Origin of the sequence: Janthinobacterium salmonicoloratum (genome assembly GCF_051380845.1) — a bacterium.
GTDB lineage: Bacteria > Pseudomonadota > Gammaproteobacteria > Burkholderiales > Burkholderiaceae_D > Janthinobacterium > Janthinobacterium lividum_F.
The window spans coordinates 1,641,781-1,668,353 of sequence record NZ_JBNYXV010000001.1 but is presented as its reverse complement, the minus strand read 5'-3'; the positions used below and the strand labels follow the sequence as shown (position 1 = coordinate 1,668,353).

The 26,573-nt window shown below is 64.1% G+C and carries 22 protein-coding genes; 15 read left to right on the top strand and 7 right to left on the bottom strand.

Going from position 1 to position 26,573, the window contains the following annotated elements:
- Position 1: 1 nt before the first annotated feature.
- Entirely contained in the window at positions 2-2,179 is a 2,178-nt protein-coding gene (locus tag ACQ4WY_RS07735; RefSeq protein ID WP_436503504.1) for a cyanophycin synthetase, read from the bottom strand.
- 467 nt (positions 2,180-2,646) lie between these two features.
- Between ACQ4WY_RS07735 and ACQ4WY_RS07730 the strand changes: the two genes are divergently transcribed.
- Positions 2,647-4,917 (top strand): cyanophycin metabolism-associated ABC transporter, encoded by a 2,271-nt coding sequence (locus ACQ4WY_RS07730; RefSeq protein ID WP_353660491.1) that lies wholly within the window; start codon positions 2,647-2,649, stop codon positions 4,915-4,917.
- A gap of 2 nt (positions 4,918-4,919) precedes the next feature.
- Complete coding sequence (locus tag ACQ4WY_RS07725; RefSeq protein ID WP_353660492.1) at positions 4,920-5,390, top strand: cyanophycin metabolism-associated DUF1854 family protein; 471 nt, start codon at positions 4,920-4,922, stop codon at positions 5,388-5,390.
- A 42-nt stretch (positions 5,391-5,432) separates the two neighbouring features.
- On the opposite strand, the gene ACQ4WY_RS07720 is transcribed toward ACQ4WY_RS07725, so the two are convergent.
- A complete protein-coding gene (locus ACQ4WY_RS07720; RefSeq protein WP_436503503.1) occupies positions 5,433-5,951 on the bottom strand; it encodes a hypothetical protein in 519 nt (172 codons plus the stop codon).
- Between the two features lie 154 nt (positions 5,952-6,105).
- Positions 6,106-7,620: an AMP nucleosidase gene (locus ACQ4WY_RS07715; protein ID WP_353660494.1), complete on the bottom strand. Its 1,515-nt coding sequence runs from the start codon at positions 7,618-7,620 to the stop codon at positions 6,106-6,108.
- 112 nt (positions 7,621-7,732) lie between these two features.
- Here ACQ4WY_RS07715 and ACQ4WY_RS07710 point away from each other — a divergent pair, with 112 nt between their 5' ends.
- The 4 genes from ACQ4WY_RS07710 to ACQ4WY_RS07695 all read left to right on the top strand — a co-directional run bounded on the left by ACQ4WY_RS07710 (position 7,733) and on the right by ACQ4WY_RS07695 (position 10,402).
- Positions 7,733-8,332 carry a TetR/AcrR family transcriptional regulator gene (locus ACQ4WY_RS07710; protein ID WP_436503502.1) on the top strand — a complete coding sequence of 200 codons (600 nt, stop codon included), beginning with the start codon at positions 7,733-7,735 and terminating at the stop codon, positions 8,330-8,332.
- Between the two features lie 14 nt (positions 8,333-8,346).
- Positions 8,347-9,150 carry a type I methionyl aminopeptidase gene (gene map, locus ACQ4WY_RS07705; protein WP_436503501.1) on the top strand — a complete coding sequence of 268 codons (804 nt, stop codon included), beginning with the start codon at positions 8,347-8,349 and terminating at the stop codon, positions 9,148-9,150.
- A 2-nt stretch (positions 9,151-9,152) separates the two neighbouring features.
- Positions 9,153-9,677, top strand: a complete 525-nt coding sequence (locus tag ACQ4WY_RS07700) for a hypothetical protein (protein WP_436503500.1) — start codon at positions 9,153-9,155, stop codon at positions 9,675-9,677.
- Positions 9,678-9,754: 77 nt separating this feature from the next.
- Entirely contained in the window at positions 9,755-10,402 is a 648-nt protein-coding gene (locus ACQ4WY_RS07695; RefSeq protein ID WP_436503498.1) for an FABP family protein, read from the top strand.
- On the opposite strand, the gene ACQ4WY_RS07690 is transcribed toward ACQ4WY_RS07695, so the two are convergent.
- A complete protein-coding gene (locus ACQ4WY_RS07690) occupies positions 10,399-12,867 on the bottom strand; it encodes a tetratricopeptide repeat protein (RefSeq protein WP_436503496.1) in 2,469 nt (822 codons plus the stop codon). The genes ACQ4WY_RS07695 and ACQ4WY_RS07690 overlap by 4 nt on opposite strands.
- 80 nt (positions 12,868-12,947) lie before the next feature.
- Entirely contained in the window at positions 12,948-13,727 is a 780-nt protein-coding gene (locus ACQ4WY_RS07685; protein ID WP_436503494.1) for an AraC family transcriptional regulator, read from the bottom strand.
- Positions 13,728-13,834: 107 nt separating this feature from the next.
- Here ACQ4WY_RS07685 and ACQ4WY_RS07680 point away from each other — a divergent pair, with 107 nt between their 5' ends.
- Both ACQ4WY_RS07680 and ACQ4WY_RS07675 read left to right on the top strand, forming a co-directional pair.
- On the top strand, positions 13,835-14,728 hold the full coding sequence (locus ACQ4WY_RS07680; protein WP_436503493.1) for a DMT family transporter: 894 nt from the start codon (positions 13,835-13,837) through the stop codon (positions 14,726-14,728).
- Positions 14,729-14,926: 198 nt separating this feature from the next.
- Complete coding sequence (locus ACQ4WY_RS07675; RefSeq protein ID WP_436503492.1) at positions 14,927-15,514, top strand: O-methyltransferase; 588 nt, start codon at positions 14,927-14,929, stop codon at positions 15,512-15,514.
- Here ACQ4WY_RS07675 and ACQ4WY_RS07670 read toward each other — a convergent pair whose 3' ends face one another.
- Both ACQ4WY_RS07670 and ACQ4WY_RS07665 read right to left on the bottom strand, forming a co-directional pair.
- The gene (locus tag ACQ4WY_RS07670; RefSeq protein WP_436504412.1) at positions 15,515-16,024 is read right to left on the bottom strand and encodes a GAF domain-containing protein; all 510 of its coding nucleotides are present in this window, start codon (positions 16,022-16,024) and stop codon (positions 15,515-15,517) included.
- A 68-nt stretch (positions 16,025-16,092) separates the two neighbouring features.
- Complete coding sequence (locus ACQ4WY_RS07665; protein WP_436503491.1) at positions 16,093-16,983, bottom strand: LysR family transcriptional regulator; 891 nt, start codon at positions 16,981-16,983, stop codon at positions 16,093-16,095.
- Positions 16,984-17,072: 89 nt separating this feature from the next.
- Here ACQ4WY_RS07665 and ACQ4WY_RS07660 point away from each other — a divergent pair, with 89 nt between their 5' ends.
- The 7 genes from ACQ4WY_RS07660 to ACQ4WY_RS07630 all read left to right on the top strand — a co-directional run bounded on the left by ACQ4WY_RS07660 (position 17,073) and on the right by ACQ4WY_RS07630 (position 26,487).
- Positions 17,073-18,059: an aldo/keto reductase gene (locus ACQ4WY_RS07660; protein ID WP_436503490.1), complete on the top strand. Its 987-nt coding sequence runs from the start codon at positions 17,073-17,075 to the stop codon at positions 18,057-18,059.
- Positions 18,060-18,187: 128 nt separating this feature from the next.
- Positions 18,188-19,033, top strand: coding sequence for a CheR family methyltransferase (locus ACQ4WY_RS07655; protein ID WP_353660504.1), 846 nt, complete (start codon positions 18,188-18,190; stop codon positions 19,031-19,033).
- Between the two features lies 1 nt (position 19,034).
- Positions 19,035-19,643, top strand: coding sequence for a chemotaxis protein CheB (locus tag ACQ4WY_RS07650; RefSeq protein ID WP_353660505.1), 609 nt, complete (start codon positions 19,035-19,037; stop codon positions 19,641-19,643).
- 106 nt (positions 19,644-19,749) lie between these two features.
- Positions 19,750-20,874, top strand: a complete 1,125-nt coding sequence (locus ACQ4WY_RS07645) for a hybrid sensor histidine kinase/response regulator (RefSeq protein ID WP_436503489.1) — start codon at positions 19,750-19,752, stop codon at positions 20,872-20,874.
- Positions 20,871-24,254, top strand: a complete 3,384-nt coding sequence (locus ACQ4WY_RS07640; RefSeq protein ID WP_436503488.1) for a hybrid sensor histidine kinase/response regulator — start codon at positions 20,871-20,873, stop codon at positions 24,252-24,254. Before ACQ4WY_RS07645 ends, ACQ4WY_RS07640 begins: the two co-directional genes overlap by 4 nt.
- Positions 24,255-24,302: 48 nt before the next feature.
- Positions 24,303-24,701 carry an MAPEG family protein gene (locus ACQ4WY_RS07635; RefSeq protein ID WP_436503487.1) on the top strand — a complete coding sequence of 133 codons (399 nt, stop codon included), beginning with the start codon at positions 24,303-24,305 and terminating at the stop codon, positions 24,699-24,701.
- A 103-nt stretch (positions 24,702-24,804) separates the two neighbouring features.
- Positions 24,805-26,487: a RecQ family ATP-dependent DNA helicase gene (locus ACQ4WY_RS07630; protein ID WP_436503486.1), complete on the top strand. Its 1,683-nt coding sequence runs from the start codon at positions 24,805-24,807 to the stop codon at positions 26,485-26,487.
- Positions 26,488-26,573: the final 86 nt, after the last annotated feature.

The window sequence follows — 26,573 nt, the reverse complement described above, 5'->3', positions numbered from 1 at the left end:
CTTAGTTGCCGATGCAGCCAGGGGCAGCGTCGAAGGTGCGCAGTCCGGCGCAAATCAGATCGACGGGCAGGTTCAGGGCCCAGGCGGCGGCGGCGACTGCCAGCACGCTGTCGACATTGCCGGCCGTGGCCGGTTTCAGCAGGTCCAGGCACAGCAACACCGTTTCGATGCCGCCTTCGGCCAGCACGATATGGTTGCCGCGCACGAACACGGCGCGCTGGCCGGCGGCCAGTTGCGCCGCGATGGCGGCCAGGCTGCCATCCTGCGCATACAGGGTCACGCTGCCGTCGCACAGCTCGGCCAGTTCCAGCACGTGCGCGTTGGCGGCGTTCAGCACGGCCACGCCCGTCGGCACCACCACGTCGACCTGGCTGCGCACAGCCTTGTACAGGCCGGCTTCGTCCAGCACGTCGAAATCCTTGACGCTATCGAGGCTGCCCATGTCGGTGACGATGCCGATCTGGCACTTGTCGTAGGCCAGGCCTTCGGCCAGGATCATGCGCGGATTGCTCTCGAACAGGGCCGTCTGCACGGTGCGGTTGAGCAGCAGGCGCTGGCCCGCGTCCCAGTTCACGCAATCGTTGCTGACGACGCGGCGCTGGTCCAGGTACATGCCTTCGCTGCAGACGGCGCCCGTATGCAGGCCCGACAGGTTGAGCAGTTTGCACAGCATGCGCACGATCAGGCTGGCGCCGCGCGTGCCCGTCACGCCGATCAACGGAATGCGGCCCGTTTCCTCGGGCGCGAACAGGTGGTCGACGATGGCCGCGCCGACAGGGCGGGGCTGGCCCACGCCTGGCTTGATGTGCGCCAGCAGGCCGGGGCTGGCATTGACTTCGATGATGGCGCCACGCTGCTCTTCCAGCGGACGCGTGATGTCGGTGGTGACCAGGTCGATGCCGGCGATATCCAGGCCGACGACTCTGGCGGCCAGCAGGGCCGCATGCACGACAGACGGATGCACGTCGTCCGTGACGTCGATCGCCACATTGCCGTTCGGCTGGATCAGCACTTTCTGGCCGGCCTGCGGCACGGACAGGGCGGTCATGCCCTGGCGCTGCAGTTCCAGCACGATTTCGCCCGATTCATGCGGCTTGACGGTACCCAGCGGGAAGTCCTCGCCTTCGCCGCGGCGCGGGTCGGTATTGATCTGCGCGTTCACCAGTTCCAGCACGGTGGAGACGCCGTCGCCGTCGACCCACAACGATTCGCCCTTGGCGGCCGCGATCAGCTTGTTGCCGACCACGAGCAAGCGGTGTTCGTCGCCCGTGATGAAGCTCTCCACCAGCACGGCCGAGCTGTCGCCCTTGCGCGCGGCCAGTTCGTAGGCCGCTTTCACGTCGGCTTCCGTCATCAGGTTCAGCGATACGCCGCGGCCATGGTTGCCATCATACGGTTTGACGACGACGGGCACGCCGATGTCCTGTGCTTCTTCCCAGGCCGCTTCGGCGCTGCGCACCAGGCTGCCCTCAGGGACGCGCACGCCGCACGATTTGAGCAGGAATTTGGTCAGGTCCTTGTCGCTGGCGATGCCTTCGGCAATCGCGCTGGTGCGGTCCGTTTCGGCCGTCCAGATGCGGCGCTGCGCGGCGCCGTGGCCCAGCTGCACCAGGTTGCCGTCATTCAGGCGCAGCGAAGGGATGCGGCGCTCGGTGGCCGCATCGACGATGCTGGCCGTGCTCGGGCCCAGGCAGCGCGAATCGACCATGTCGCGCAGGGGCGCCAGGGCCGCTTCCAGATCGTAGGCTTCATCGTTGATGGCGGCCATCAGCAGTTCGCGCGCGGCGGCCAGGGCGGCGCGGCCCACGTGCTCTTCACGCGTGCGGAAGGCCATCTTGTAGACGCCGCGCTGGCTGGTCGAGCGCGTTTGGCCGAAGCCCGTGCGCATGCCTGCCAGGTTTTGCAGTTCCAGCACCACGTGCTCGAGGATGTGGGCCGACCAGGTGCCTTCGCGCAGGCGCTCGAAAAAGCCGCCCCGTTCGCCCACGCCGCAGCGGTGCTCGATCATGCCGGGCAGCCACGCCACCAGGCGCTCGTACAGTCCGCGCAGGGTATTGGATGGGTAATCTTCCAGTTCGCCGATGTCGACCCAGGCTTCAATCACCGGGCGATAAGTCCAGATGTTGGGGCCGCGCAAGTGGGTGACGCGGGAAAATTCGATGTTCTTCTTCTTGATCATGTAAGTGGTTTCTTGATAACAAGCCAGGCGTCTGGGCGCCAGATACTTTATGTTGGCTCTACAGAGTCTTTTCAGGCTCGTGCTTGGTTCTTTATCCCGGGTATGCGCAGTGTGCCACTTTTAGCGGTCTCTTGTCGCGTTTGCTTCTCGTATTCTGCTGGTGTTGTCATTCTAATTGTTACTAATTGTTGCCATACTTGTTATAAAGATACCGACTCCGGGCCAAGCTGGAGCATTTGTGCAACAGTGGGCTGTTGTATACTTGTCTCCGCACGATGGCCGCTCATTTTTTTGCGCCGTTTTGCCATCATTCCTTACCGGCAGGCATCCATTCGATACAATACAGGAAATTGCCACTGGTGCATCTACCTCGCCATCGCGCAGTACACAAACATTGATCGGGCGTCTGCCCCATCCCCCAAATCCCGCCCTGAAGGGCTTGGCCTCGAGCCGGAGTATGCTTTACGATGACAACTGAACTGAGTGTTCCTGCAACAACTATTCCCCTCACTTCGCTGCCGGAACACTGGCTGGCGGAAGTGGAGAGCAACCTTTCTCCAGGGGAGAACGTTTTAAGTAGCGTTGAGGTTGACCTCGATGCGCGATTACGTTTCACAAAAGGCATAATTGTTGTCACCGAGAAGCGTTTGCTGGCCCGTTCGCCGGGCGATACCGTCTGGAAAAGCTGGTCTTTCCGCCCTGGACTGCGCCTGACGCACCATGACCACGCCGGTGTCGGCCACCTGGAACTGTTCGACGACCATGGTCGCCTGGCCTCGTGGCGCTTCACCCTGGGACAGAACCTGCACGCCATCCGCGTGCTGGAGCAGTTCGTCGAGCGCCTCGACAGCCACCTGACGGGCCAGCCCGTGCTGGAAGCAGAGCAGGAAGTGTGTCCCAGCTGCAAGGCACCGCTGGAGCCCGAGCAGGAAGAATGCCCGATCTGCGCCAAGGTCCTGTACACGCCGCCATCGACCTGGACCCTGTTCCGCCTGTGGCGCTTTGCCCATCCCTACCGCGGCCAGCTGGCGCTGGGCTTCATGCTGATGCTGCTGAGTACGGCCGCGCACATGATTCCGCCCTACCTGACGGCGCCGCTGATGGACAATGTGCTGATTCCGTATCAGAACGGCAAGCATATCGATCCGTGGCTGGTGGTGTACTACATGAGCGGCTTGCTCGGCTCGGCCTTGCTGGCCTGGCTGCTGGGCTGGGGCAAGACCTATGTGCTGGCCCTGGTGTCCGAACGCATGGGCGCCGATTTGCGCTCGGCCACGTATGAACACCTGATGAAACTGTCGCTGGAATTCTTTGGCGGCAAGCGCACGGGCGACCTGATGGCGCGCATCGGCAGCGGCAGCGACCGCATCTGCGTCTTCCTGTCGCTGCATTTGCTCGATTTCGCTTCCGACGTGCTGATGATCATCATGACGGGCGTGATCCTGTGGTCGATGAACCCATGGCTGGCCATCATGACCCTGGCGCCGCTGCCCTTCATCGCCTGGATGATCCACCTGGTGCGCGACCGTTTGCGCACGGGCTTTGAAAAGATCGACCGCGTGTGGAGCGAAGTGACCAACGTGCTGGCCGATACGATACCCGGCATCCGCGTGGTGAAGGCGTTTGCGCAGGAAAAACGCGAAGCGGCCCGCTTCCGCGACGCCAACGCGCACAACCTGGCCGTCAACGACAAGTTGAACAAGGTCTGGTCGCTGTTCTCGCCTACTGTTTCCTTCCTGACGGAGATGGGTTTGCTGGTCATCTGGTGCTTCGGCATCTGGCAACTGTCGCGCGGCGAAATCACCGTCGGCGTGCTGACCGCCTTCATCGCCTACAGCACGCGTTTCTATGGCCGCCTCGACTCGATGAGCCGCATCGTCTCCGTGACGCAGAAATCGGCTTCCGCCGCCAAGCGCATCTTCGATATCCTCGACCACGTGTCGAGCGTGCCGGAACCGGCGCAACCCGTCAAACTGGACAAAATCGAAGGCAGGATCGATTTGCGCGAAGTCGGTTTCCGCTACGGCAACCGGGCCGTCAACCGCGGCATCACGCTGAACATCAAGGCGGGCGAGATGATCGGCCTGGTGGGCCACAGCGGTTCGGGCAAGAGCACCCTGGTCAACCTGATCTGCCGTTTCTATGACGTGTCGGAAGGCGCGATTTTGCTCGACGGCGTCGACATCCGCTCGTTCGCCGTGTCCGACTATCGCCGCAATATTGGCCTGGTGCTGCAGGAACCGTTCCTGTTCTTCGGCACCATCGCGGAAAATATCGCTTACGGCAAGCCGCACGCGACACGCCAGGAGATTATCGCCGCCGCGCGCGCCGCGCATGCGCACGAATTCATCCTGCGCCTGCCGCAAGGCTACGATTCGATGGTGGGCGAGCGTGGCCAGGGCCTGTCCGGCGGTGAACGCCAGCGCATCTCGATTGCCCGCGCTTTGCTGATCGACCCACGCATCCTGATCATGGATGAAGCGACATCGTCGGTCGACTCGGAAACGGAAAAAGAAATCCAGAAGGCGCTGGACAACCTGGTGCAAGGCCGCACGACGATCGCCATCGCGCACAGGCTGTCGACCTTGCACCGGGCCGACCGCCTGGTGGTGCTGGACCGCGGCCAAGTCGTCGAAGTGGGCAGTCACGATGAACTGATGGCGAAAGAGGGCGCCTATTTCCGCCTCTACGAAGCACAGGCGCGCAACAACGAACTCGCCCTGGATGACAAGGAATAAGCATGGCCAGTACAACTTTTACATTAAGCCGCGACACCTTCGGCAAGCTGGTGATGACGGACGCGGACGGCCAGGTCTTTGAAGGCGTGGCGCCCGTGCGCGCCTTCCCCATCCAGTCGCCCGACGAAGGCATTTCTCTGGTGCTGGGCAATGGCAAGGAAGTGGCGTGGATCGACCGCCTCGACGCCCTGGCGGAGCCGGCGCGCAGCCTGCTGCAGGAAGAGCTGGAAGGGCGCGAATTCATGCCGGAAATCGCGCGCGTGAAAAGCGTCTCCAGCTTTGCCACGCCGTGCACCTGGCATGTGGACACGGACCGGGGCGAGACGCAATTCGTGCTGAAAGGCGAGGAAGACATCCGCCGCATCGGCGCCACGTCACTGCTGATCGCCGACAACCACGGCATTCATTTCTTGATCCGCGATATGTTCAATATCGACAAGACGACGCGGAAGATACTCGACCGCTTCCTGTAAGCGATGCAACAATAAAAAACGGCGCCTTCACGGCGCCGTTTTTTATTGTTGCAGCATATCTTTGTGTTTTTCGCGCATCGTCTCAAGTTGCCCTTGCAAGCATGCCAATAAATCGGTGCGTGCAGGCAGCGGCAGCTTGTCCGAAAAACTGATGGCGTACTGGGGCTGGTCGGCCGCATATTCGATGCCGAACTGCATTTTTTTACCGGCGACGAAGTGCTCCAGCTGGTCGATGGCGGCAGGCAGGGGCACGGCGCCGGTCAGGTAGCCGGGATCATCTGGCCGTGTTGCCTGCGTGCGCATGGCCTTGCCCTGGTCTGCTGCTGCCAGCCAGAATCCCGTGGGGCCCGGCAGTTTCGGCTGGTGTTGTATCGGCCGCACATCGAGCTGGCTGATTGGCAGGCTGTTCCTTCCCGCCTTGACACTGCCCCGCAATGTCGACGCTGAAGTGAGCAACAAGAACTCGTGTCTTTCCAGATTTTCCCCGACCATCACCGTCGCGGTCAGCTTGATGCCGCATACGTCAAAGCCCTCTTTGGCGCGCTCGATGATCGGATGCATGGTGACCTGCCTGGGTGTGACTAGCATTGCTGACAGCGCGGGCGCCGACAGGAAAAGTGGCGCGGCAGCGCGCACCATCGAACAAAATGCATGGATGTCCTTTTTTAGTACCGGGCGGATCGGTTGATCCGCCCGGTGTCGTTGCGTTGATGGCTTACTGAAATGCCACCTCGGCAAAGCTGCGCAATTTGCGGCTGTGCAGCCGGTCCACGCCCTGGCGGCGCAGCAGTTCCACGGCGCGGATGCCGATGCGCAGGTGCTGGTCGACCCGTTCGCGGTAGAAGTGGTTGGCCATGCCGGGCAGCTTGATTTCGCCGTGCAGCGGCTTGTCGCTGACGCACAGCAGGGTGCCGTACGGGACGCGGAAGCGGAAGCCGTTGGCGGCGATCGTCGCGCTTTCCATGTCCAGCGCGATGGCGCGGCTCTGGCTGAAACGGCGCTCCGGCGTGCGTTGCGGCAGCAGTTCCCAGTTGCGGTTGTCCGTGCTGGCCACGGTTCCCGTGCGCATGATGTGTTTCAAGTCATGCCCCGTCAGCTGGGTAATTTCCGCCACCGCCGTTTGCAGCGCCTGCTGGATTTCGGCCAGCGGAGGGATCGGCACCCACAGCGGCAAGTCTTCGTCGAGCACGTGGTCTTCGCGCACATACGCATGCGCCAGCACGTAGTCGCCCAGGCTTTGCGTGGTGCGCAAGCCGGCGCAATGGCCCAGCATCAGCCAGGCGTGCGGGCGCAGCACGGCGATATGGTCGGTGATGGTTTTCGCGTTGGCGGGACCGACGCCGATATTGACCATGGTGATGCCGCTGCCATCCGCGCGCAGCAGGTGGTAGGCGGGCATCTGCGGCAGGCGCGGCGGTGCGGCGCCCAGCGCATCTTCGCTTTCGACCGTCTGGCCGACCCGGCGCGTGACCACGTTGCCCGGTTCGACAAAGGCGATGTAGCCGTCGTCGTCCGAGGGTGCGGCCGCATCGGGCGCGCGGTCCATCATGGCGTGGCCCAGGCGAATGAATTCGTCGATGTAGAACTGGTAGTTGGTGAACAGGACGAAGTTCTGGAAATGCTGCGGCGAGGTGCCGCTGTAGTGGCGCAGGCGCTGCAGCGAGTAATCGACGCGCGGGCCCGTGAACAGGGCCAGCGGCTGCGCTTCGCCATGCGCCGGTTCGTGCGTGCCGTTGGCGATGCCGTCGTCCATGGCCGACAGGTCGGGCAGGTCGAACAGGTCGCGCATGGCCAGGCGGCGGCCCGCATCCATATTGCCTTCGATATGGTCATGTTCGGCGAACGAGAAATGCACGGGGATCGGCTGGGCGCTCACGCCCACTTCCAGGTGCACCTTCTGGCCACTGTTATGGTTTTTCAGCAGCAGGGTGAACTGGTCGAGGTAATAGTCGCCGAACAGGTCGGGGCGCGTCAGGGTGGTTTCAAACACGCCGGGACCGGCGACAAAGCCGTAAGCCAGCGGCGAGTCGGCGCGCGCCACGGTGTCCGTCTGGATGCGCACGAAGGGGTAGCAGGCGCGCACACGTTCGTGCATGTCTTCGCCGGCGACAAAGCGCTGCAGCGCATCGCGCAAGTGTTCGATGCTGCTGCGGTAAATGGCTTGCACTTGTTCCAACGCCAGGCGTGGATCGTCGAAGCGGGAGGAGGCGATGAAAGGGGGCGTAAGCAAGCGGATTCTCCTTGTAGCGGTTCGTGCATATCATTGTAAGGCAGCGGGGCAACTCTTGTCGGTGCATCTCGGACCGCTTGACGAATTCAAATAGAATCTGTATTCTATTTGAATGGTCAGACTCGCAAAATTCAACGAAAACAACTTCATCGACAGCGCGATCGCCGTCGCCGCCCAGTGCGGCGTGGGCGCCGTCTCGATGGCCGCCATCGCCGTCAAGGCCGGTGCGCCCATCGGCTCCGTGTATCACCGCTTCGATTCGCGCAACGCCATCCTGGCGCGCGCCTGGCTGCGCGTGAAGAGCGACTTCCGCGAGGAAGTGGCCAGCCGCTGGCTCGGCGGCGATACCTGGGCCGGCGTGCACGGCTTGCTGGACTGGTGCCGGCGCAAGCCCGTGTATGCGCGCTTCCTGCTGCAATGCGCGGACAGCCCCGATTTCAGCAGTGGCCTCAGCGAGGAATTGCTGGCCGCCGTCGAAGAGGAACAGGCGGCGCTCGACGCCTGCTTTGTGCGCTGTGCCGAAGCCATGCCCGTCACCACGGAGCTGGACCTGGACCACATGCTGCTCAAGTTCGTGCTGATCGACGCGCCCGTGGCCGTCGTCAAGCCTTACCTGACCCAGGAGCGGCCGATACCGGCCAGTGTCGACGCCATGCTGCGCGCTTCGCACGACGCCGTGCGGGGCTGGGCCTTACACACCACATCACACTAACAAAGAAGAAAACCATGCGCTATTCCACCCAGCTTGAACACGGCAAGAAAATCCCCCTGCACGATGAAGAAGGTTTCATCGGCATGCGCGCGGCTGGCCGCATCGCCGCCGACACGCTCGACTACATCACGCCTTTCGTGAAACCGGGCGTCTCGACGGCCAAGCTCGACGCCCTGTGCGAAGAATTCATGCGCGCCGCCGGCGCCATCCCCGGCACCATCGACTACCACGGCTACAAGCATGCCAGCTGCATCTCCGTCAATCACGTGGTCACGCACGGCATCCCGTCCGAGACCAAGATCCTGAAAGTGGGCGACATCCTGAACATCGACGTGACGCCGAAGTTCCAGGGCTGGTTTGGCGACACCAGCCGCACCTTTAAGGTGGGCGCCGTCTCCATCCTCGCCAACCGCCTCGTCAACACGGCGTATGAAGCGATGATGGCCGGCATCCACACCGTGCGTCCGGGCGCCACCCTGGGCGACGTGGGCGCCGCCATCGAAGCGGTGGCCAAGGCGCAGGGCTTTTCCTCCGTACGCGACTTCTGCGGCCATGGCGTGGGTCAGGTCTTCCACGACACGCCGCAAGTGCTGCACTATGGCCGCGCCGGCACTGGCATCGTGCTCGAACCGGGCATGATCTTTACCATCGAGCCGATGCTCAACGTGGGCAGCTACCAGGTCAAGGTCTTGCCGGATAAATGGACGACGGTGACGAAAGACCGTTCGCTGTCGGCGCAGTTCGAGCACTCGCTGGCCGTGACGGAAACGGGCTTTGAAATCTTCACCCTGACCGGTTTGAGCGACCCGCTGGTGTAAGCATGGATGATGCGCGCCGGCAGCAGCTCACCGATATCGTCGCCGCGAAAGCCGGCGTGGACGCGGCTTGCGCGGTGCGCCACCTGGCGCTGCATGACTACGACGTGGCAGCCGCCTTGCGCGGCATCGACGCCGAACGCTACACGCTGACGCAGCGCTTGCTGAACAAATACCGGCGCGACCCGGAAGACGCGCTACAGCACGTGGCGCTGGCCGTGCAGCAGCAGGAGCAGATCGGCACGGACAGTGTGCTGCGCGCCGGGCGCATCGCCGCCCTGGCGCCGCCCGTCGCCGGCGTGGTGATGCTGGCCGAGTGGCTGGCCTATGTGGACTGGGAAGGCTTCGACAGCGCCCTGTACGTGAACGTCGACGCGGTGGCGGCGTTCATCGCCGGTGCATTGGACCTGCCCGAGGTGGCCGCCAACCTGCTGCAAACGCGCGATGCAGCCGTGTTTGAAGCGCAGCGTCCCGCGCTGGCCGCTGCGGCCCTGCTGTTCATCGAGCGCCACAATACGCAGTTTCCCTGACGGCTGGCGCTTTGCCGCCGGCGGCGCGCGTCTTACAATGGCGGCAAGCACTGTTGCCCCATTTTGAAGACTTCCGCATGAGCGATTTTCCCGAAGATATCTACACCGAGCCGTCCGCCGACGTGCACACCCTGAACAACCTGGGCCCATTGACCGGCATGGCCGGCATCTGGACGGGCACGCGCGGCCTGGACGTCAAGCCGAAAGCCGACGGCCCGCGCAAGCAGGCGTTTGTCGAGCGCATCGAACTGCAGCCGATCGACCCCGTCACCAACGGCCCGCAACTGTTCTACGGCTTGCGCTACTACATCCACATCACCAAGCCGGATCAAGTGAAAACCTACCATGAGCAGGTGGGCTATTGGCTGTGGGAGCCGGCCACGGGTACCGTGATCCAGACCCTGGCCATTCCGCGCGGCCAGATCGCCATGGCGTCCGGTACGACGACGGCTGACGCCACCAGTTTCGAACTGGTGGCCAAGCGCGACTCGACAGCCTACGGCATCTGCTCGAACCCCTTCCTCGAACACGCGTTCACCACCGTCGAATACCGCATCAAGGTCGACATCCACGCCGACGGCACCTGGGGCTACGATGAAGACACGGTCATGCTCATTCGCGGCAAGGACGAACCGTTCCACCACACGGACCGCAACCTGCTGACGAAAGTCGGCGAGCCGACGCCGAACCCGATGGCCTTGCAGGCGCTGGCGGCAGCCGCTTAAGGTTGTCCCTGGGCTACCGCCTTGATCGCGCGTTCCTCGCCCATGGCGGCGGCGATCTTCCAGCGCTGCATGGCGCTGGCGCGGTCGGGGCGCTTCAAGCCCGCGCCTTCCCAGTCCATCAGGCCCAGGTTGTAGATATCGCCCGCGCTGCCTTTGTCGGCGGCCAGGGTGAACCATTTGCGCGCTTCCTTGTGATTGACGGGGATCTGGTAGCCGCGCACGTGGTACAGGCCCAGCAAATGCATGGCTTGCGTATTGCCCTTGTTCGCGGCCTGTTTCAGCAGGTCCAGCCCGCGCGCCATGTTGCGTGCTTCCTGCCAGCCTTCGGCCAGCATCACGCCTTTCGCCGTCAGCGCATAGCTGTCGTTCTTCACCAGGCCCTTGCCGATCAGGGGCTTGGCGGCTACCTGGCGCGCTTCGCGTTGCTGCGCCGTCGGCGCGGTGACGGGGCCGGGCTTGCCTTCGCCCATCAGCAGCATCCAGCCATATAAACCATACGCGCCAGCGTCGCCCTTGCCGACCAGGCTTTCCAGCATGGCTAGCGCCTGCGCCTTGTCGCCATTTTCGTACAGCTTGACGGCTTTGGCGCTACTGGCGTCCTGCGGCACGGTGGCCGGCGCATGGGGCGCGACGGGCACCGACGCCATGGCCGCCTGCGCCGGCGCGGCAACCGGGCGCATGCGCACGGGCAAGCCATAGCTGGCGGCCAGCACGGCCAGGCTGGCGGGCGCGAGGATCAGCACGTGCGCCAGCTGGTTGCGGCGGCCCTTGCCGGCGATGCGCATGGCCCTTTCGGCTTGCTGCTGGCCGCCCAGCGCCTCGCTCAGCACGGCCTTGACCTTGCGGTTGAACAGCCAGTAGCCGGCGCCCGTGACGAGTAAACCTGCGACGGCGGCGGCGCCGCGGCCCGCGAAGAACCAGGTGGCGATGGCGGCGGCCAGCGCGACCAGCGCGCTTTTCCACCAGAACTGCTTGGCCAGCCGCGTGTAGACCTGGCGCAAGGCGCCGAGCACGCAGGTGCGCACATTGTTGGCATAGTCGGCGGAGACGACATCGACGTGCGCGTGGTCCGCTTCGCCGCTGAGGATAGGCTCGATCACGTCCGCATTCAGTTCCGAGGCGGCCACGTCGCGCAGTGGCGTGAGCAAGCCCTGTACGTGGGCCGAGAACAGGCCGTCGTCTGCGCTGCCGGCCAGCGCGTCGCTGAGCGCCTTGAGGTCGCCGCGCAGCAGCTTTTCCACGATGTCGTCCAGCGTCAGCCAGCGCAAGTCGGTGCCGTACGCCACCAGGTGATGCTTTTCTGCGTTGCAAGATGCATCCAGGCGCACGATGCGCAGCTTGGCGCCATACAGGGCGTCGACTTCCTGCGGCTGGTCTTCATTGTAAATGCTCACTTTCGCCAGGGCCACGCTGCTGGCAATGGCAGCCAGTGAGTGCACGCTCTCCTTGTCGCGGATGCGGCGCGCGTCGTCGGGCGCCTGCTTGGGCAGGCTGACGCTGTAGCCGGGCGTCACATGCACATCGACCCAGGCCGCCTTACCCACCTTGCCGGAGCCGTCGCACGGGTTGCAGCGCAAGTCGCCCACGCCGCTGCAGGTACGGCAGGTGACGCTGCCACTGGCGCGGCAGGTGCCGCAATTGATGTTGCCGGAACCGTGGCAGCTGTTGCAACTGACCTTGCCGAAGCTGCAATGGTAGCAATTGCGATGCTCGGTGCGGTACTGCGTGCGCGTTTCGCTATGGTAGCTGGTGTGCGAACTGCCGTTGCTGTAGGTGGTAGTGGGCACTTGCACCGTGACGTAGTCGGTGACTTGCTCGGACACCGTGCCGCTGCCGCTGCAATACGAGCACGACACCTTGCCGCTGCCGTAACAGCCATACGCGTCGCAGCTGACGGTGCGCCCGCCATGGCAGCTCCAGCAGGTTTCCGTGGTCGAACCGTGGCAGGTGTGGCAGCCGATGCGGCCTTTGCCGGAACAGGCGCTGCAGGTATCGAGGTGCCAGTACTTGACGGCGTGTGGCAGGTAGACGCCTGCCTCGACGCCGTTGTAGGCCTGGCCCGCCAGGCGCAAGGCATTGTCGAGCTTTGCCGCCGCGCGGCGCAGGCGTTCCTTCTCCTGCGCGTGAGCGAGTGCTCCCACCTCGTGCAGGCCACCCTGGCAGCGGCAGTCGTTGCCCGAGGGCGCGAAGTAGCCATTGATGACGCGCTGCTCGAAGCGCGCCTCGAGCGCGTAATTGGCCTGCAGGGAAAAATCCTGCAGCATGTCTTCCTCGCCCAGCGGCGTGATGTCGTGCGGCTCGAAACGCGTCTTGTCCTGCACCAGGGTGCGCAGCTTGCCCAGTACGGTGGGGGCTTCCTCCTTGTCGAGCTTGAGGGGAGCAGGCGCCGTCACGGCCGATGCTGATGCCTGGGGCACGTCCTCGCTGCCTTGGGTATCGGTGGCCGTTTCGGTGCTGGGGTTCATGCGCGTCCTTTTGCTCTCTGGAAAGATGTTTGAATTTTAGCATCCTCATATGACAAAGCGGACGGCGCCGGTCCGCTTTGTCAGCGCAGGCCGCGGCGGAACTGGTCCGGCGTGCCGCCGCTTTGCCGGCGAAACATGGCGATGAAGGCGGAGGCCGTGCTATAGCCCAGTTCCAGTGCGATCGCCTGCACGGTTTCTCCCTTTTCCAGCAGGGGCAGGGCCGCCAGGAAACGCTGGCGCTGGCGCCATTCGCCAAACGGCATGCCCAGTTCGCGCTGGCAGCGGCGCGCCAGGGTGCGCTCGGTAACGTGCAATTGCGCGGCCCACTCGGCCAGTGAGCGGTTACTGCCGGGATCCGCCTGCAGGGCGGCTAGCAGCGCCGCGATGACGGGCTCGTCGCTGCCCGGCAGGTAGTTGCGGCTGCACGGCGCCAGCTGCAACTGGTCGACCAGCACCTGCGCCAGGCGCTGGTCGGCCTGGGTGGCGGGCGTGGTGACGCCCCGTTCGGCAAAGTCGCCGAGGATGGCTTTGAGCAGGGGACTCAGGACGAGTGCGCACGGCTGCGCCGGCAGTTGCGCGCACAGGCTGGCATCGATATAGGCCGAGTGAAATACGACATCCTGGCGGATATAGCCGTCGTGCAAGGTCTCGGGCGGTATCCACACGGCGTACTGGGGCGGCGACAGATAGCGCTGGCCCGCCACCATGATTTCCATCACGCCCGTGGAGCAATACGTGAGCTGTCCCCACGGATGGCTCTGGTAATCGAACTGCTGGTGCGCGTGATAATCGTCGAGGCGAAAATACACGGGGTAGGGCAGGGCGTCGGAAACGGCGGGGAAATGCTGGTTGCTGGCCATCGTGTCTCCTGTTTTGTCCTGTTCTTCGCATCGTTTGTCCGGTATGCATTATATCCATGGAATCGGACCATGCGAAAATGGCGCTCATTGAATAATGGAGTTCTTGCATGAAAGCCAAGCATTATCTGTTTCCCGTGATCGCCGTGCTGATCTGGGCCATCAATACCATCGTCAGCAAGATGGCCGTGGGCGTGATCGATCCGGCAGCCATCTCGTTTTACCGCTGGCTGCTGGCCGGCGTGCTGCTGGCGCTCGTGTTTGGCCGGGCCGTGTGGAAGCAGCGGGCCGTTGTGAAACCGTATCTGGGCAAACTGTTTGTGCTGGGCATGTTGGGCATGGTCATGTACCAATGCCTCGCGTACATCGCGGCGCAAACGACGACGGCCACCAACATGGGCATCCTCGCATCGCTGATGCCGCTGCTGGCCGTGGGCCTGTCCGTATTGCTGCTGGGCGAAGCGCCTACCGTGGGCGGCGTGTTTGGCGGCCTCGTGTCGCTGCTGGGACTCGGCTACTTGCTCAGCCATGGCGACCCGGCCGCGCTGATCGCCCATGGCGCGGCCTTGGGCGACGCCCTGATGCTGCTGGCGTGTTTGTCGTACGCGGGCTATGGCGTGCTGCTCAAGCGCTGGAAGATTCCCCTGAATAACTGGCACTCCCTGCTGATCCAGGTCTGGTGCGCCGTGCCCGTGCTGTTCGTGTATTACCTGAGCCAGTCCGCGCCGCCCGTCACCAGCGCCGGCTTGCCGCTGGTGCTGTTTGCCGGCATCCCCGCGTCCATCATCGCGCCATTCTTGTGGATGCATGGCCTGGCCAAGCTGGGTCCCAGCCGCGTGACGACATTGATGAATCTGTTGCCCGTGTTCACGGTGACCATCGCCATGCTGTTCCTCGGTGAAACCTTGCACAGCTACGACGTGATAGGCGGCGGCGTGACCCTGCTGGGCGTGGTGATGGTGCAGTACCTGAAGCGCCCCCTGCGCCGCCGCGCCAGCGCTTAAGTAACCCCCAATAAATTATTGTGATTTCTGACTTCCATAACCGGCGTTCTGCAGCGTTGCCCGCTGCTAGCAGTGCTTGCACTGCGTCGCAACAGGCGCCTTGCATAGCATCCGGTTCTGTTCGTCATAATTTCACAATAATTTCCCGAGGATTACTTGGTTTTTTTGCTATGCTGATGTTTTGAACAAGGAGACATCATGCCTGACATTGATACCCTGTTGAGCGAACTTGAAGCATTTGGCAGCAGCAACGATGCGGCGCACGCGGAGCGCGCCAGCCGCATGCTCAACATTACGCGCGACACGGGCGAATTGCTGGCCGTGCTGGTGCACGCGCGCGGTGCGCGCCGGGTACTGGAAATCGGCACCTCGAACGGCTACTCGACCCTGTGGCTGGCGCGCGCGGCGCAGGCGCTGGGCGGCAGCGTGGTGACGGTGGAAAAGGCGCAGGACAAGTTCGACATGGCGCATGCCAACTTTGTACGTGCGCAATTGCAGGGCGTGATCAAGCAGTTGCTGGCGGACGCGGGCGACGTGCTGCGCGATGCGGCTGACGGCGCCTACGACTTCATCTTTCTCGATTCCGCGCGCCAGCAATACGTACAGTGGTGGCCACAGCTGGACCGGGCGCTGGCGGACGGCGGCGTGCTGGTGGTTGACAACGCCAGTTCGCACTACGCGGACATGGCGGGGTTCCTTGACGCCATCCGTGCCGACAGCCGCTACGCGGCTTGCCTGGCGACCGTCGGCAAGGGCGAATTCATCGCCGTCAAGTCCGGCAACTGACTACGCTGCAACGATAGCCGCTTCCAGCACGCGCACCAGCGATTCGACGCCCTGCGCGTCGACCTCGTCGAAACGCCCGGTCAAAGGGCTGTCGAGGTCGAACACGCCGATGATCTGGCCGTTCGCAAACACCGGCACCACCAGTTCCGAGCGGGAATTGACGTCACAGGCGATGTGGCCGGGAAACGCATGCACATCCTGCACGACGATGGACTTGCCTTCGACCACGGTGGTGCCGCACACGCCGCGCCCTTTCTTGATGCGGATGCAGGCCGGCTTACCCTGGAACGGTCCCAGCACCAGTTCATCACCCTTGATGAAATAAAAACCGGCCCAGTTCAAGCCCGGCATGGTGTTGAAGACCAGCGAGCTGAAGTTGGCCGTATTGGCGATGAAATCGCTCTCGCCCGACAGCAAGCCTTGCAGCTGCGAGCGCAGGTCCGCATACATGGCGTGCTTGGCTGCGGGGGTATCGGTGCCGTAGGCGGCGTCGCTGATGGTAAACGTCATGGTCGTGGTGGCGCGCAAAATGGGGAAGGCGCCATGGTAGCGCGTCTGGCGCATCCGCGTGCGGCCGCTCACTTCGTCAGATGTTCGGCCGCCAGCCTGCGCAGCAGGGGCAGGCTCGCATGGCCGTGCTCTTGCCGCCAGGCCAGTCCAATGCCGGCCGCCAATTCCTCACCCTCCACCAATGGCCGGTAGGCCACGCCAGCGAGGCGCAGCGCGCGGAACGAGTCGGCCAGCAGCGCCATGCCCTTGCCGGCCGCCACATCGCCGAGCAGTACATGGTGGTCCACCGCTTCGCGCAGGAAAGCGGGCGCGAAGCCATGCCGGCGAAATACCTGTTGGCAATGGTCGAAGAAGGCGGGCTGGCGCGCCCGTTCGAACCAGTAGACGGATTCCTGGGCGATATCAACCAGGCTGAGCTTGCGCCTCTTCGCCAGCCGGTGGCCGGCGGGCAGGGCCAGCATCATGGGCTGGCGCGCCAGCGGCTGCACGGCCAGTTCGAACGTGGCGCTGGGCAGGGCAAGCAGGGCCGCATCGAGCTGCCCCTTGCGCACGGCCGCGACCAGGCGCGGCGAGGGCGCCGCCGTCAGTTCCAGGCGGACATTGCCCAGTTGCCCTTCCAGCGCCGCCAGCAGCGGACGGAACAGGCCGGCTGCCACGGAACTCGTCAGGCCCAGGCGCAGGCGCGCGGGCGCGCTGTCTTGCCGCAGCGACGCTTGCGCCGCATCGAGCAAAGCGAGGATGTGCAAGGCCTGCGGCAGCAGGGTGCGGCCCGCTTGCGTCAAGGCCACACCCTGCGTGTCGCGCTCGAACAGGCGCGCGCCCAGCCGCTCTTCCAGCGCCTTGATGGCGCGCGACAGGGGCGGCTGGGTCATGTGCAATTGCTCCGCCGCCTGGCGGAAGTTCAGGCAGCGGGCGACGGCGCAAAACAGGCTCAGGGCATGGGTGTCGAGGGCTCTCATACCAGAAAGGTATCACGAAATTGCGCATTCCCTCGCCCGCCGGCGCGGCCTAGACTGGCTGCATTGAGTCACCACATGAGGAGAGCAGCATGCAACAACGACGCATCGGCAATAGCGGCTTGAGCAGCTCGGCACTGGGCCTGGGCTGCATGGGTATGTCGGAATTCTACGGCGCCACCGACGAGGCGCAATCCCTCGCCACACAGGAAGCGGCCCTGGCGGCGGGCGTGACCCTGTTCGACACGGCCGACGCGTATGGCTTTGGTCACAACGAACAATTGCTGGGGCGTTTCCTCGCGCGCCACCCAGGCCAGGCCCTGGTCGCCACCAAGTGCGGCCTGGCGCGCGAGGCGGGCAGTTATGCGCGCCGCGTCGACAATTCCCCCGCCTATATCCGCCAGGCGTGTGTCGCGTCGCTGACGCGCCTGGGGCTCGACACTATCGACCTGTTCTACCTGCACCGCCTGAACCTCGAGACGCCGTTGGAAGACTCGATGGGGGCGCTGGCGCAGCTGCGGCAAGAGGGCAAGATCCGCGCCGTGGGTCTGTGCGAAGTGAGCGCCGCCACCTTGCGGCGCGCGGCGGCGATCTGCCCCGTGGCGGCCGTGCAGAGCGAATACTCGCTGTGGACGCGCGAACCGGAGCAGGGCGTGCTGGCCGCCTGCCGCGACGTGGGCGCCAGTTTTTTTGCCTACAGCCCGCTGGGCCGCGGCTTCCTGACTGGCACCATCGCCGATGCGGCCAGTCTCGAGGCGGGGGATTTCCGCCAGTTCAATCCCCGCTTCGCCGCCGGCAACCTGGCGCGCAACCAGGCCATCGTCGCGCAGGTCAAGGACCTCGCGCGCGCAAAAGGCTGCACGCCGGCCCAGCTGGCGCTGGCCTGGCTGCTGGCGCAAGGCGACGACATCATCCCGATTCCCGGCACCAAGCGCATCGCCTACCTGCACGACAACCTCGGCGCGCTGGCCGTGCAGCTGGACGGGGCCGAACTGGTGGCGATGAACGCTGCCTTTCCCTTGGGCATGGCGGCGGGCGCGCGTTATACGGACGAGGGCATGAAGGGCGTGGATGCCTGAAAAAAGACGCGCGAGCGTACGCCAGCGTACCTAACTGGCACTTTCCCTGCGCGATAATCGCCGGCGATCTGCTAGCATTTCAGCTGGCCTCCTGCACCCGTGTAGCGGTGCGGGGCCGGGGATGCAGCATGGATAGAAGGGTGGATGTCAAATTGCTAGATGACGATATTTTCGACATAGAACTGAAGTTATTGCTTGAGGGAATACTGCTGCGGTATCAGCACGATTTCCGCGATTATTCGGTGGCCTCACTGCGCCGGCGCATGCGCCAGGCCATGGAGCGCTTCGGCTGCGCCAGCCTGTCGCAATTGCAGGACCGCATCTTGCACGAGCCGGCCATGTTCGCGCAGATGCTGCAGTTTTTCACGGTGCAAGTGAGCGAGATGTTCCGCGATCCCGCGTATTTCCGCGCCTTGCGCGAAAAAGTCGTGCCCATGCTGCATACCTATCCCTCCATCAAGATCTGGGTGGCCGGCTGCAGCAGCGGCGAAGAGGTGTGGTCGCTGGCCATCTTGCTGGAAGAAGAGGGGTTGCTTGAGCGCAGCATGATTTATGCGACCGACATCAATGTGGAAGCGCTGGCCGCCGCCGAAGCGGGCATCTATCCGATCGAGCGCATCGCCCAGTTCAGCGAGAATTATCAGTTGGCGGGCGGCAAGCGCTCGCTGTCCGACTATTACACGGCCGCCTACAAGGGCGCCATCTTTGAGCGGCGCTTGCGGCGCCAGTTTGTCTTCGCCGACCACAGCCTGGCGACGGATAGCGTGTTTTCGGAGGTGCACATGGTTTCCTGCCGTAACGTCATGATTTACTTCAATAAAGACTTGCAAGACCGCAGCCTTGGCCTGTTCCACGAAGCGCTGGTAAACCGGGGCTTCCTGGGCCTGGGCATGAAGGAAAGCCTGCATTTCAGCCGCCATGCGGCCAGCTTCAACGAGCTGAGCCCGGCTGAGCGCATCTTCCAGCGTGCCTGACATGCTGCCGACCTGCGACGTGGCGCCACCGCCCGCCGGCCTGCGCCTGATCGCCATCGGTGCCTCGGCCGGCGGCGTGGAAGCGCTGGGCATCGTGCTGCGCGCCTTGCCCGCCAGCTGTCGCGCAAGCGTGGTGGTGGTGCTGCACCTGGCGCCGGGCCGATCGAGCCAGCTGCCGCAGCTGTACGCGGAGCGTTGCCAGTTGCCCTTGCGCGAGGCGCAGGACAAGGAGCCGCTGGCGGCGGGCGTCGTGTATTTCGCGCCACCCGACTACCACCTGCAAGTTGAACCCGATGGCTGTTTTTCCCTGTCGCAGGAAGCGCCCGTGTATTTTTCGCGCCCGTCCATCGATGTCTTGCTGGAAACGGCCGCGTATGCCTACCGGCGCGCCATGCTGGCCATCATCCTGACGGGCGCCTCGGCCGACGGCGCGGCGGGCCTGGCGCGCGTGCGGCAGCTGGGCGGCAGTGCCTGGGTGCAAGACCCGCAGCGGGCCAGTTATGGCATCATGCCGGCCGCCGCGCTGAAGCGGGCTGGGGCCGACCGCGTGCTCGATTTGCCGCAGATGGCTGCCAGCCTGGCCTTGCTCGGTGATGGCGAACACAAGTGAGTGGGAGTAGAGCAGTGCGTGTAATATATGTGAGAATTGAAACAATGTTTATATCCATATCGAAACACGATGGCATCTTGCCGTTGCGATGCCTGAAGATGATTCCGTGACCGATCCTATCCATATCCTCGTCGTTGACGACATCGCGCAAAACCTGGTCGCCGCCGAAGCCGTGCTGGCACGCCCCGGTATTGTCATCCTCAAGGCAAGCTCGGGCGCCGAGGCGCTGGAATTACTGTTGACACATGAAGTGGCACTGGCCCTGATCGACGTGCAAATGCCGCAGATGGATGGCTTCGAACTGGCCGAGCTGATACGTGGCAGCGAGCGCACGCGCAGCATTCCCCTGATTTTCCTCACGGCCGCGTCGCGCGAACCCAGCTACAGCTTCCGTGGCTACGAAGCGGGCGCCGTCGATTTCCTGTACAAGCCCATCGATGTGAAAGCCTTGCAAAGCAAGGTGGCGGTGCTGGTGCAGTTGTACCAGCAGAAACGCGAATTGTCGGCCCAGCTTGACGAGCTCAAGCATGCACTGCACCTCAATGAACTGTTTACGGCCGTGCTGGGCCACGACTTGCGCACGCCCTTGTCTGTGGTGATGAATGGCGCCATGCTGCTGCCGATGATGAGCGACCACCCGAAGGTGATCGTCACGGCGCAGCGCATCGAAAGCAGCGCCAAGCGGATGGCGCGGATGGTCGACCAGTTGCTGGACCTGGCGCGCATCCGTTCCGGTACGATGGAGTTGCGCAGCAGCACGCACGACTACCTGGCGCTGGTGCGCGCCATCGTCGAGGAATTCGAGACGGCCGGCCAGGCCCCGCTTGTCGAGCTCAGCAGTGTCGGCGAGCTGCACGGGCAATGCGATGCAGGCTTGCTGTCGCAAGTCATCTCGAATCTGTTATGCAATGCCCTCACGCATGGCGAGGCGGGCACGCCGGTGCAACTGGCTCTCGATGGACGGGCCGCCGACAGCATTGAATTGCGCATCGCCAATCGTGGCGTCATCCCTGCCGCCTTGCTGCCCACCCTGTTCGAACCGTTCCAGCAGGCGGGCGAGAAGCGCAGGACGGGGCAGGGCCTGGGACTGGGCCTGTACACGGTCAACATGTTCGTCAAGGCCCACGGCGGCACGGTCGAGCTCAGTTCGACGGCTGCGCAGGGTACGGTGGTAACGGTGCGCATCCCGCGCCAGTGCCAGGTGCGCGTGCAAGCGGAAATGGCGACATGAGCGCGCCATCCTGGCCGCGCGGCGGCGGTAGCATGGGCGAGCTGGTGCGCCGGCACGACTGGTCCGCCACCAGCCTGGGCGCACTCGATGCCTGGCCCGCCAATTTGCGCACCAGCGTCGATATCGTGCTCAATTCGCCGATGGCGATGGTGCTGATGTGGGGCCCGCAGCACGTGATGATTTACAACGATGACTACATCCAGATCGCCGGGGAGCGCCATCCGGCGGCGCTGGGCGGCACGGTGCCGGTCGTCTGGCCCGAAATCTGGAACTGGAACGCGCGCATCCTCGAAGCGGGATTGCGCGGCGAGACGCAGGTGCACCGCGAGTGCTGTTTGCCGCTGTTGCGCGACGGACAGCGTGCGGATGTCTGTTTCGACCTGTTTTACACGCCCGTGCATGGTGCCGACGGCCAGGTGGACGGCGTGCTGTGCACGGCGCTCGAATTGACGGCGCGCATGGAAGAGGGGCGCCAGCTGAAGCTGGCCACGGCCGAGCTGGGCGAACTCAACACCACCTTGCAGATGGAGAGCGAGGCCGTGCGCGCGGCCAACCGCCGCCTGGGTGAGGAACGCGCGCTGCTGCGCGCCCTGTTCCAGCAGGCGCCAAGCTTCATGGCCCTGTTGCGCGGGCCGCAGCACGTGTTCGAATTGGCGAATGAACATTATCTGCGCCTGGTGGGTCACCGCGATTTACTGGGCAAGACAGTCGAAGTGGCCTTGCCTGAAATCAAGGCGCAGGGTTTCATCGAACTGCTCGACCAGGTCTACCGCACGGGCGAACCTTTCGAGGGGCGCCAGGTGAAGGTAGATTTGCAGACGGCGGACGGAAAGACGGGCCAGCGCCAGATCGACTTCGTCTACCAGCCCATCAAGGATGACGAGGGCGTGGTCACGGGCATACTCGTCGAGGGCATCGACGTCACCGAGCGCATGGAAGGCGAGGAGCGCCTGCGCATGGCCCAGCAGGCGGGCGGCATCGGCACCTTCGAATGGTTCCCCGAGACGGGCGCGATGCTGGTGTCGCCTACCTTCCGCCGCCTGTGGGGCATTGCCGACGAGGAGGAAGTGACGGAAGGCCTGCTGGTGAGCCTGGTCGATGCGCGCGACCAGCAAAAGGTCGGACCGAGCAAGCTTGCTCTGGCGACCAATCCTCTCGAATACGTGGAATACCGTATCCGCCGTCCTGCCGATGGCGCGCTGCGCTGGATCGCGCGCCAGGGCGAGGTGGTGGCCGGCCGCGTGCCGGGCCAGCGCCGCTACGTGGGCGTCTCGTTCGATGTGACGGAGCGACGTCAGATCGAGGATGAACTCATCGGCAGCCAGGAGCGCATGGCCGCCATTTTCGGCCAGGCCTCGGTGGGCTTGTGCGAGCTGGGTCTCGATGGCCGTTTCCTGCGCGTCAACGGCGCCCTGTGCGGCATGCTGGGGCGTTCCGCCGAGGAACTGCTGAGCCTAAACATGAACGACATCATGCATCCGGCGGACGTGCCTGGCAACAGCGTGCTGTTCCAGCGCCTGGTGGAAACGGGCGAGTCGTTCTCGCTGGAAAAGCGCTACCTGAAGCCCGATGGCTCGCAAGTGTGGGTGTCGAGCAATGTCAGCCGTTTGCTGGACGAACAGGGGCAGACGCGTTCCCTGATCGCCGTCAAGACGGACATCACGGACCGGCGCCGCGTGGAAAAAGCGCTGCATGAATTGAACGAAACGCTGGAACACCGGGTCGAACAGGAAGTGGGTGAGCGCACCAAGGCCGAAGACGCCTTGCGTCAGGCGCAAAAGATGGAAGCCGTGGGGCAGCTGACGGGTGGCATCGCGCACGACTTCAACAATGTACTGCAAATCATTTCCGGCAATTTGCATTTGTTGCAGCACCTGGCGGGCACGGATGCCTTGATGCGCCAGCGCCTGGACACGGCGATTGCCGCCGTCGAGCGGGGCGCCAAGCTGTCGTCGCACCTGCTGGCGTTTGCGCGGCGCCAGCCCTTGCAACCCGTGGTGGCCGACCTGGCCCGCGTAGTGCGCAACATGGATGCGCTGCTGCGGCGCGCCCTGGGCGAAGCGATTGACATCGTGCTGGTGGGCGGCGGCGGACTGTGGAATACCCTGGTCGACCGCAGCCAGATCGAGAACGTCATCCTCAACCTGGCCATCAATGCGCGTGACGCCATGGATGGCGTGGGCAAGCTGACCATCGAGCTGGGCAATGTCGTGCTCGACGAGCAGTATGTGCACAAGCTGGTCGACGTGCCGGCCGGCCAGTATGTGATGCTGTCGGTGACCGACACGGGCCGTGGCATGAGCGGCCCCGTGCTGCAGCGCGCATTCGAGCCCTTCTTCACCACCAAGCCGGAAGGCGCGGGCACGGGCCTGGGTTTGTCGATGGCGTATGGTTTCGTCACGCAAAGCCGCGGCCATATCCGCATTTACAGTGAACCTGGCGTGGGCACGGGAGTCAAAATCTATTTGCCCCGTTCCCTGATGGCGGAAGCGGACGAGGAGCTGGAATTGAGCGGCGTCGTCACGGGCGGCACGGAAACGGTGCTGGTGGTGGAAGACGACGTGGGCGTGCGCACCACCGTGGTCGACATGCTCGGCGCGCTCGGCTACAAGGTGCTCAAGGCCGAGGATGGCGAAAGCGCGCTGGCCGTGCTGCACAGCGGCGCGCCGATCGACCTGCTGTTTACGGACGTGATCATGCCCGGACCCGTCAGCAGCACGGAGATGGCGCGCCAGGCGCGCGAGTTGCAGCCCGATATTGCCGTCCTGTTTACTTCGGGCTATGCGCAGGATGTCATCGTGCACGAGGGCAGGCTCGACGCGGGGGTGGAATTGCTCAGCAAACCATATCGGCGCGAAGAGCTGGCACGCAAGCTGCGCCATGTGCTGGCCAACCGCCAGCAGCAAATGCGCGCGCGCCAGTTCGAACGGTCCGGTGCGTCGGTGGCAGGCAGCACGGCGGCCAGCGTGCAGGGAGGCGGCACGCCGGGGCTGGACTTGACGGGCCATGCTTTGGCACCGCAGGGTGACATGCCGACACCCATGAAGATACTCGTGGTGGAAGACAATCTCGATTCCCAGCTGATGGTGTGCGAACTGGTGGGCATGCTGGGCCATACGGTCAGCGGCGTGTCCGATGGCGAGGCGGCGTGGGAGTTGCTCAACGAGCAAGACTTCGATATCCTGTTTACGGATGTCAGCCTGCCCGGCATGTCCGGCATCGCGCTGGCACGCATGGTGCTGCGCGAGAAGCCGAACATGCGCATCATCTTTTCTACCGGCTATGGCAAGGAATCGATGGACGAGCTGGGCTTTTCCGCCAGCGTCTTGCGCAAGCCCTATGATTTGACGGAGTTGCAAGCGGCACTCGACCAACCCTGACGGGCACGCGCCCGCGCGGCCTGCCTGTCTCACCCGCAGAGGTAAAGGATGACCCCTGAACTGACCATGCTAGTGTGTGCCCTCGTGCTGGCGCTGGTGCAAATCCTGCTTCCCGCGCTGTTTCGCACGCGCGAGACAGGCACGGCCTATAACGTGAGTGCGCGCGATGGCGAAGGCCCGCCCGTCGGCAAGATCACGGGCCGCTTGCAGCGGGCCCAGGCGAACCTGTTCGAAACGCTGCCCCTGTTCGCCGCCGCCGTGCTGATCGCCCACGTGACGGCGCAGGAAAGCGCGCTGACCCTGTATGGCGCCGCCCTGTACCTGGCCGCGCGCGTGCTGTACCTACCCCTGTACGCATTTGGCGTACCCGTCGTGCGCACGCTCGTGTGGTGCGTGTCGATTGCCGGCTTGCTGATGCTGTTCTGGGCCATCCTCTTTGCTTCCTGAATTCCTACGCGGGCTGTAGCAGCCGTCCTATGGCCGTACGCCAGGCCCGGCCGTAAAGTGACGACAGGCTGGCGGTTGGCGCCGGCATGTCAGGGACCGGACCATGATGGCGACTACCATTTCTGCAGTGCAAGACCCGGGCAGTGCCCGCCAGCGCAAGATACGGCGTCTGCTGCGCTCCGTCTTTGGCGTGGCGCAGTTACGCACGGGCCAGCAGGACGTCATCGACAGCGTGCTGGCCGGGCGCGACACCCTGGCCATCATGCCCACCGGCAGCGGCAAGTCCCTGTGCTACCAGCTGCCGGCCGCCCTGCTACCCGGTGCGACGGTAGTCGTGTCGCCGCTGATTTCGCTGATGAAGGACCAGCTGGAAAAGCTGCACCAACTGGGCATCACGGCCGTGCAGCTCAACAGCAGCCTGTCGCGCGCGGAAGAGGACGACGCCGTCGCCCGCATAGGCCAGGGCGGCAGGCTCATCATCTTTTGTACGCCGGAACGCCTGGCCAGCGCCGCCTTCCTGTCGCTGCTGGCCAGCGCGCCGCCCAGCCTGGTCGTCATCGATGAAGCCCATTGCATTTCCCAGTGGGGACACGACTTCCGTCCCGCCTACCTGGAAATCGCGGCCGCCCTGCGCGCGCTGGGCCGTCCACCCGTGCTGGCGCTGACGGCCACGGCCACCAGGGAAGTGATTGCCGATATCGACACTCAGCTGGAAGCGCGCAAGCTGCAGCTCATCAATACCGGCATCTATCGCGCCAATTTGCGCTACCGCGTGATCCAGGTCACCAATGCCGGAGAAAAACAGGATACCGTCTTGCGCCTGCTGCGCGAGACACAAGGCGTGGGCATCGTGTATGCGGCCACCGTGAAGGCCGTCGAGGACCTGGCGGCGCGGCTGGCAGAATTGGGCGAGAGCGTCACGTGCTACCACGGCAAGCTGGCGGCGCGCGAGCGCAAGCACAACCAGGACTTGTTCATGGGCGGCGAGCGCCGCATCATGGTGGCCACCAACGCGTTTGGCATGGGCATCGACAAGCCCGACACGCGTTTCGTGATCCACTTGCAGGTGCCGGCCAACCTGGAAGCGTACTACCAGGAATCGGGCCGGGCGGGGCGCGACGGCTTGCCCGCCGACTGTACCTTGCTGTATTTCCAGGAAGACAAGCGGGTGCAGCAATTCTTTCTGGCGAAGCATTACCCCACGGCCGAAGAATTGGCCGCCATCGTGGCGGCCGCGCAAGAGCTGCCAGCCACGTTTGCGTTCGCTGCGCTGGCGTCCAGCCTGCCCGAGTTTTCCGACGGCCACTTGAAGGTGTGTCTGAAATTGTTGAAAGACGGCAAGCTGCTGCGCCAGGACCGCAGGCTGGGCTACAGCTTGAAATCCCCATCGGCCGCCACGCCTTCGTATGCGCAGCTGGCGCAGGTCTACGTCGACAAGCAGGAGCGCGACAAACAGGCGCTCGAGCAAATGGTTGCGTATGCGCAAAGTGGCTTGTGCCGCTGGAAACTGCTGCTTGATTATTTTGGCGATGCCGCTGATTTCGAGCACTGCTGCACTTGCGATAATTGCCAGTCGCCGCCCGCGCTGGCCGCCCCCATTACCCTGGACGAGTTGCCGCTGGCGCCTATCCAGGCGCCGGCACCCCAGATCGCCGTCGGCAACCGCGTGCGCGTGCCCCGCTACGAGATCGGCACCGTGCTGTCGGTGGCAGGCGACCAGGTCACCATTGCCTTTCCGGAAAACACCACGCGTACCTTCATGGCGGAATTCGTTGCCCCCGCGTGAGGCCATGGTGCGCTGTCGAACAGTGATCTGGCGCAAGAGCGCTAGAATCAGCCCATTCCAGTGCGTTTTTTACATGGGGGCAGGGC

Bases quoted from the DNA above. Each gene is read 5' to 3' on its own strand.
- ACQ4WY_RS07735 (WP_436503504.1), bottom strand. From the start codon at position 2,179: ATGATCAAGAAGAAGAACATCGAATTTTCCCGCGTCACCCACTTGCGC.
- ACQ4WY_RS07730 (WP_353660491.1), top strand. From the start codon at position 2,647: ATGACAACTGAACTGAGTGTTCCTGCAACAACTATTCCCCTCACTTCG.
- ACQ4WY_RS07725 (WP_353660492.1), top strand. From the start codon at position 4,920: ATGGCCAGTACAACTTTTACATTAAGCCGCGACACCTTCGGCAAGCTG.
- ACQ4WY_RS07720 (WP_436503503.1), bottom strand. From the start codon at position 5,951: ATGCATCCGATCATCGAGCGCGCCAAAGAGGGCTTTGACGTATGCGGC.
- ACQ4WY_RS07710 (WP_436503502.1), top strand. From the start codon at position 7,733: ATGGTCAGACTCGCAAAATTCAACGAAAACAACTTCATCGACAGCGCG.
- map (WP_436503501.1), top strand. From the start codon at position 8,347: ATGCGCTATTCCACCCAGCTTGAACACGGCAAGAAAATCCCCCTGCAC.
- ACQ4WY_RS07700 (WP_436503500.1), top strand. From the start codon at position 9,153: ATGGATGATGCGCGCCGGCAGCAGCTCACCGATATCGTCGCCGCGAAA.
- ACQ4WY_RS07695 (WP_436503498.1), top strand. From the start codon at position 9,755: ATGAGCGATTTTCCCGAAGATATCTACACCGAGCCGTCCGCCGACGTG.
- ACQ4WY_RS07690 (WP_436503496.1), bottom strand. From the start codon at position 12,867: ATGAACCCCAGCACCGAAACGGCCACCGATACCCAAGGCAGCGAGGAC.
- ACQ4WY_RS07685 (WP_436503494.1), bottom strand. From the start codon at position 13,727: ATGGCCAGCAACCAGCATTTCCCCGCCGTTTCCGACGCCCTGCCCTAC.
- ACQ4WY_RS07680 (WP_436503493.1), top strand. From the start codon at position 13,835: ATGAAAGCCAAGCATTATCTGTTTCCCGTGATCGCCGTGCTGATCTGG.
- ACQ4WY_RS07675 (WP_436503492.1), top strand. From the start codon at position 14,927: ATGCCTGACATTGATACCCTGTTGAGCGAACTTGAAGCATTTGGCAGC.
- ACQ4WY_RS07670 (WP_436504412.1), bottom strand. From the start codon at position 16,024: ATGACGTTTACCATCAGCGACGCCGCCTACGGCACCGATACCCCCGCA.
- ACQ4WY_RS07665 (WP_436503491.1), bottom strand. From the start codon at position 16,983: ATGAGAGCCCTCGACACCCATGCCCTGAGCCTGTTTTGCGCCGTCGCC.
- ACQ4WY_RS07660 (WP_436503490.1), top strand. From the start codon at position 17,073: ATGCAACAACGACGCATCGGCAATAGCGGCTTGAGCAGCTCGGCACTG.
- ACQ4WY_RS07655 (WP_353660504.1), top strand. From the start codon at position 18,188: ATGGATAGAAGGGTGGATGTCAAATTGCTAGATGACGATATTTTCGAC.
- ACQ4WY_RS07650 (WP_353660505.1), top strand. From the start codon at position 19,035: ATGCTGCCGACCTGCGACGTGGCGCCACCGCCCGCCGGCCTGCGCCTG.
- ACQ4WY_RS07640 (WP_436503488.1), top strand. From the start codon at position 20,871: ATGAGCGCGCCATCCTGGCCGCGCGGCGGCGGTAGCATGGGCGAGCTG.
- ACQ4WY_RS07635 (WP_436503487.1), top strand. From the start codon at position 24,303: ATGACCCCTGAACTGACCATGCTAGTGTGTGCCCTCGTGCTGGCGCTG.
- ACQ4WY_RS07630 (WP_436503486.1), top strand. From the start codon at position 24,805: ATGATGGCGACTACCATTTCTGCAGTGCAAGACCCGGGCAGTGCCCGC.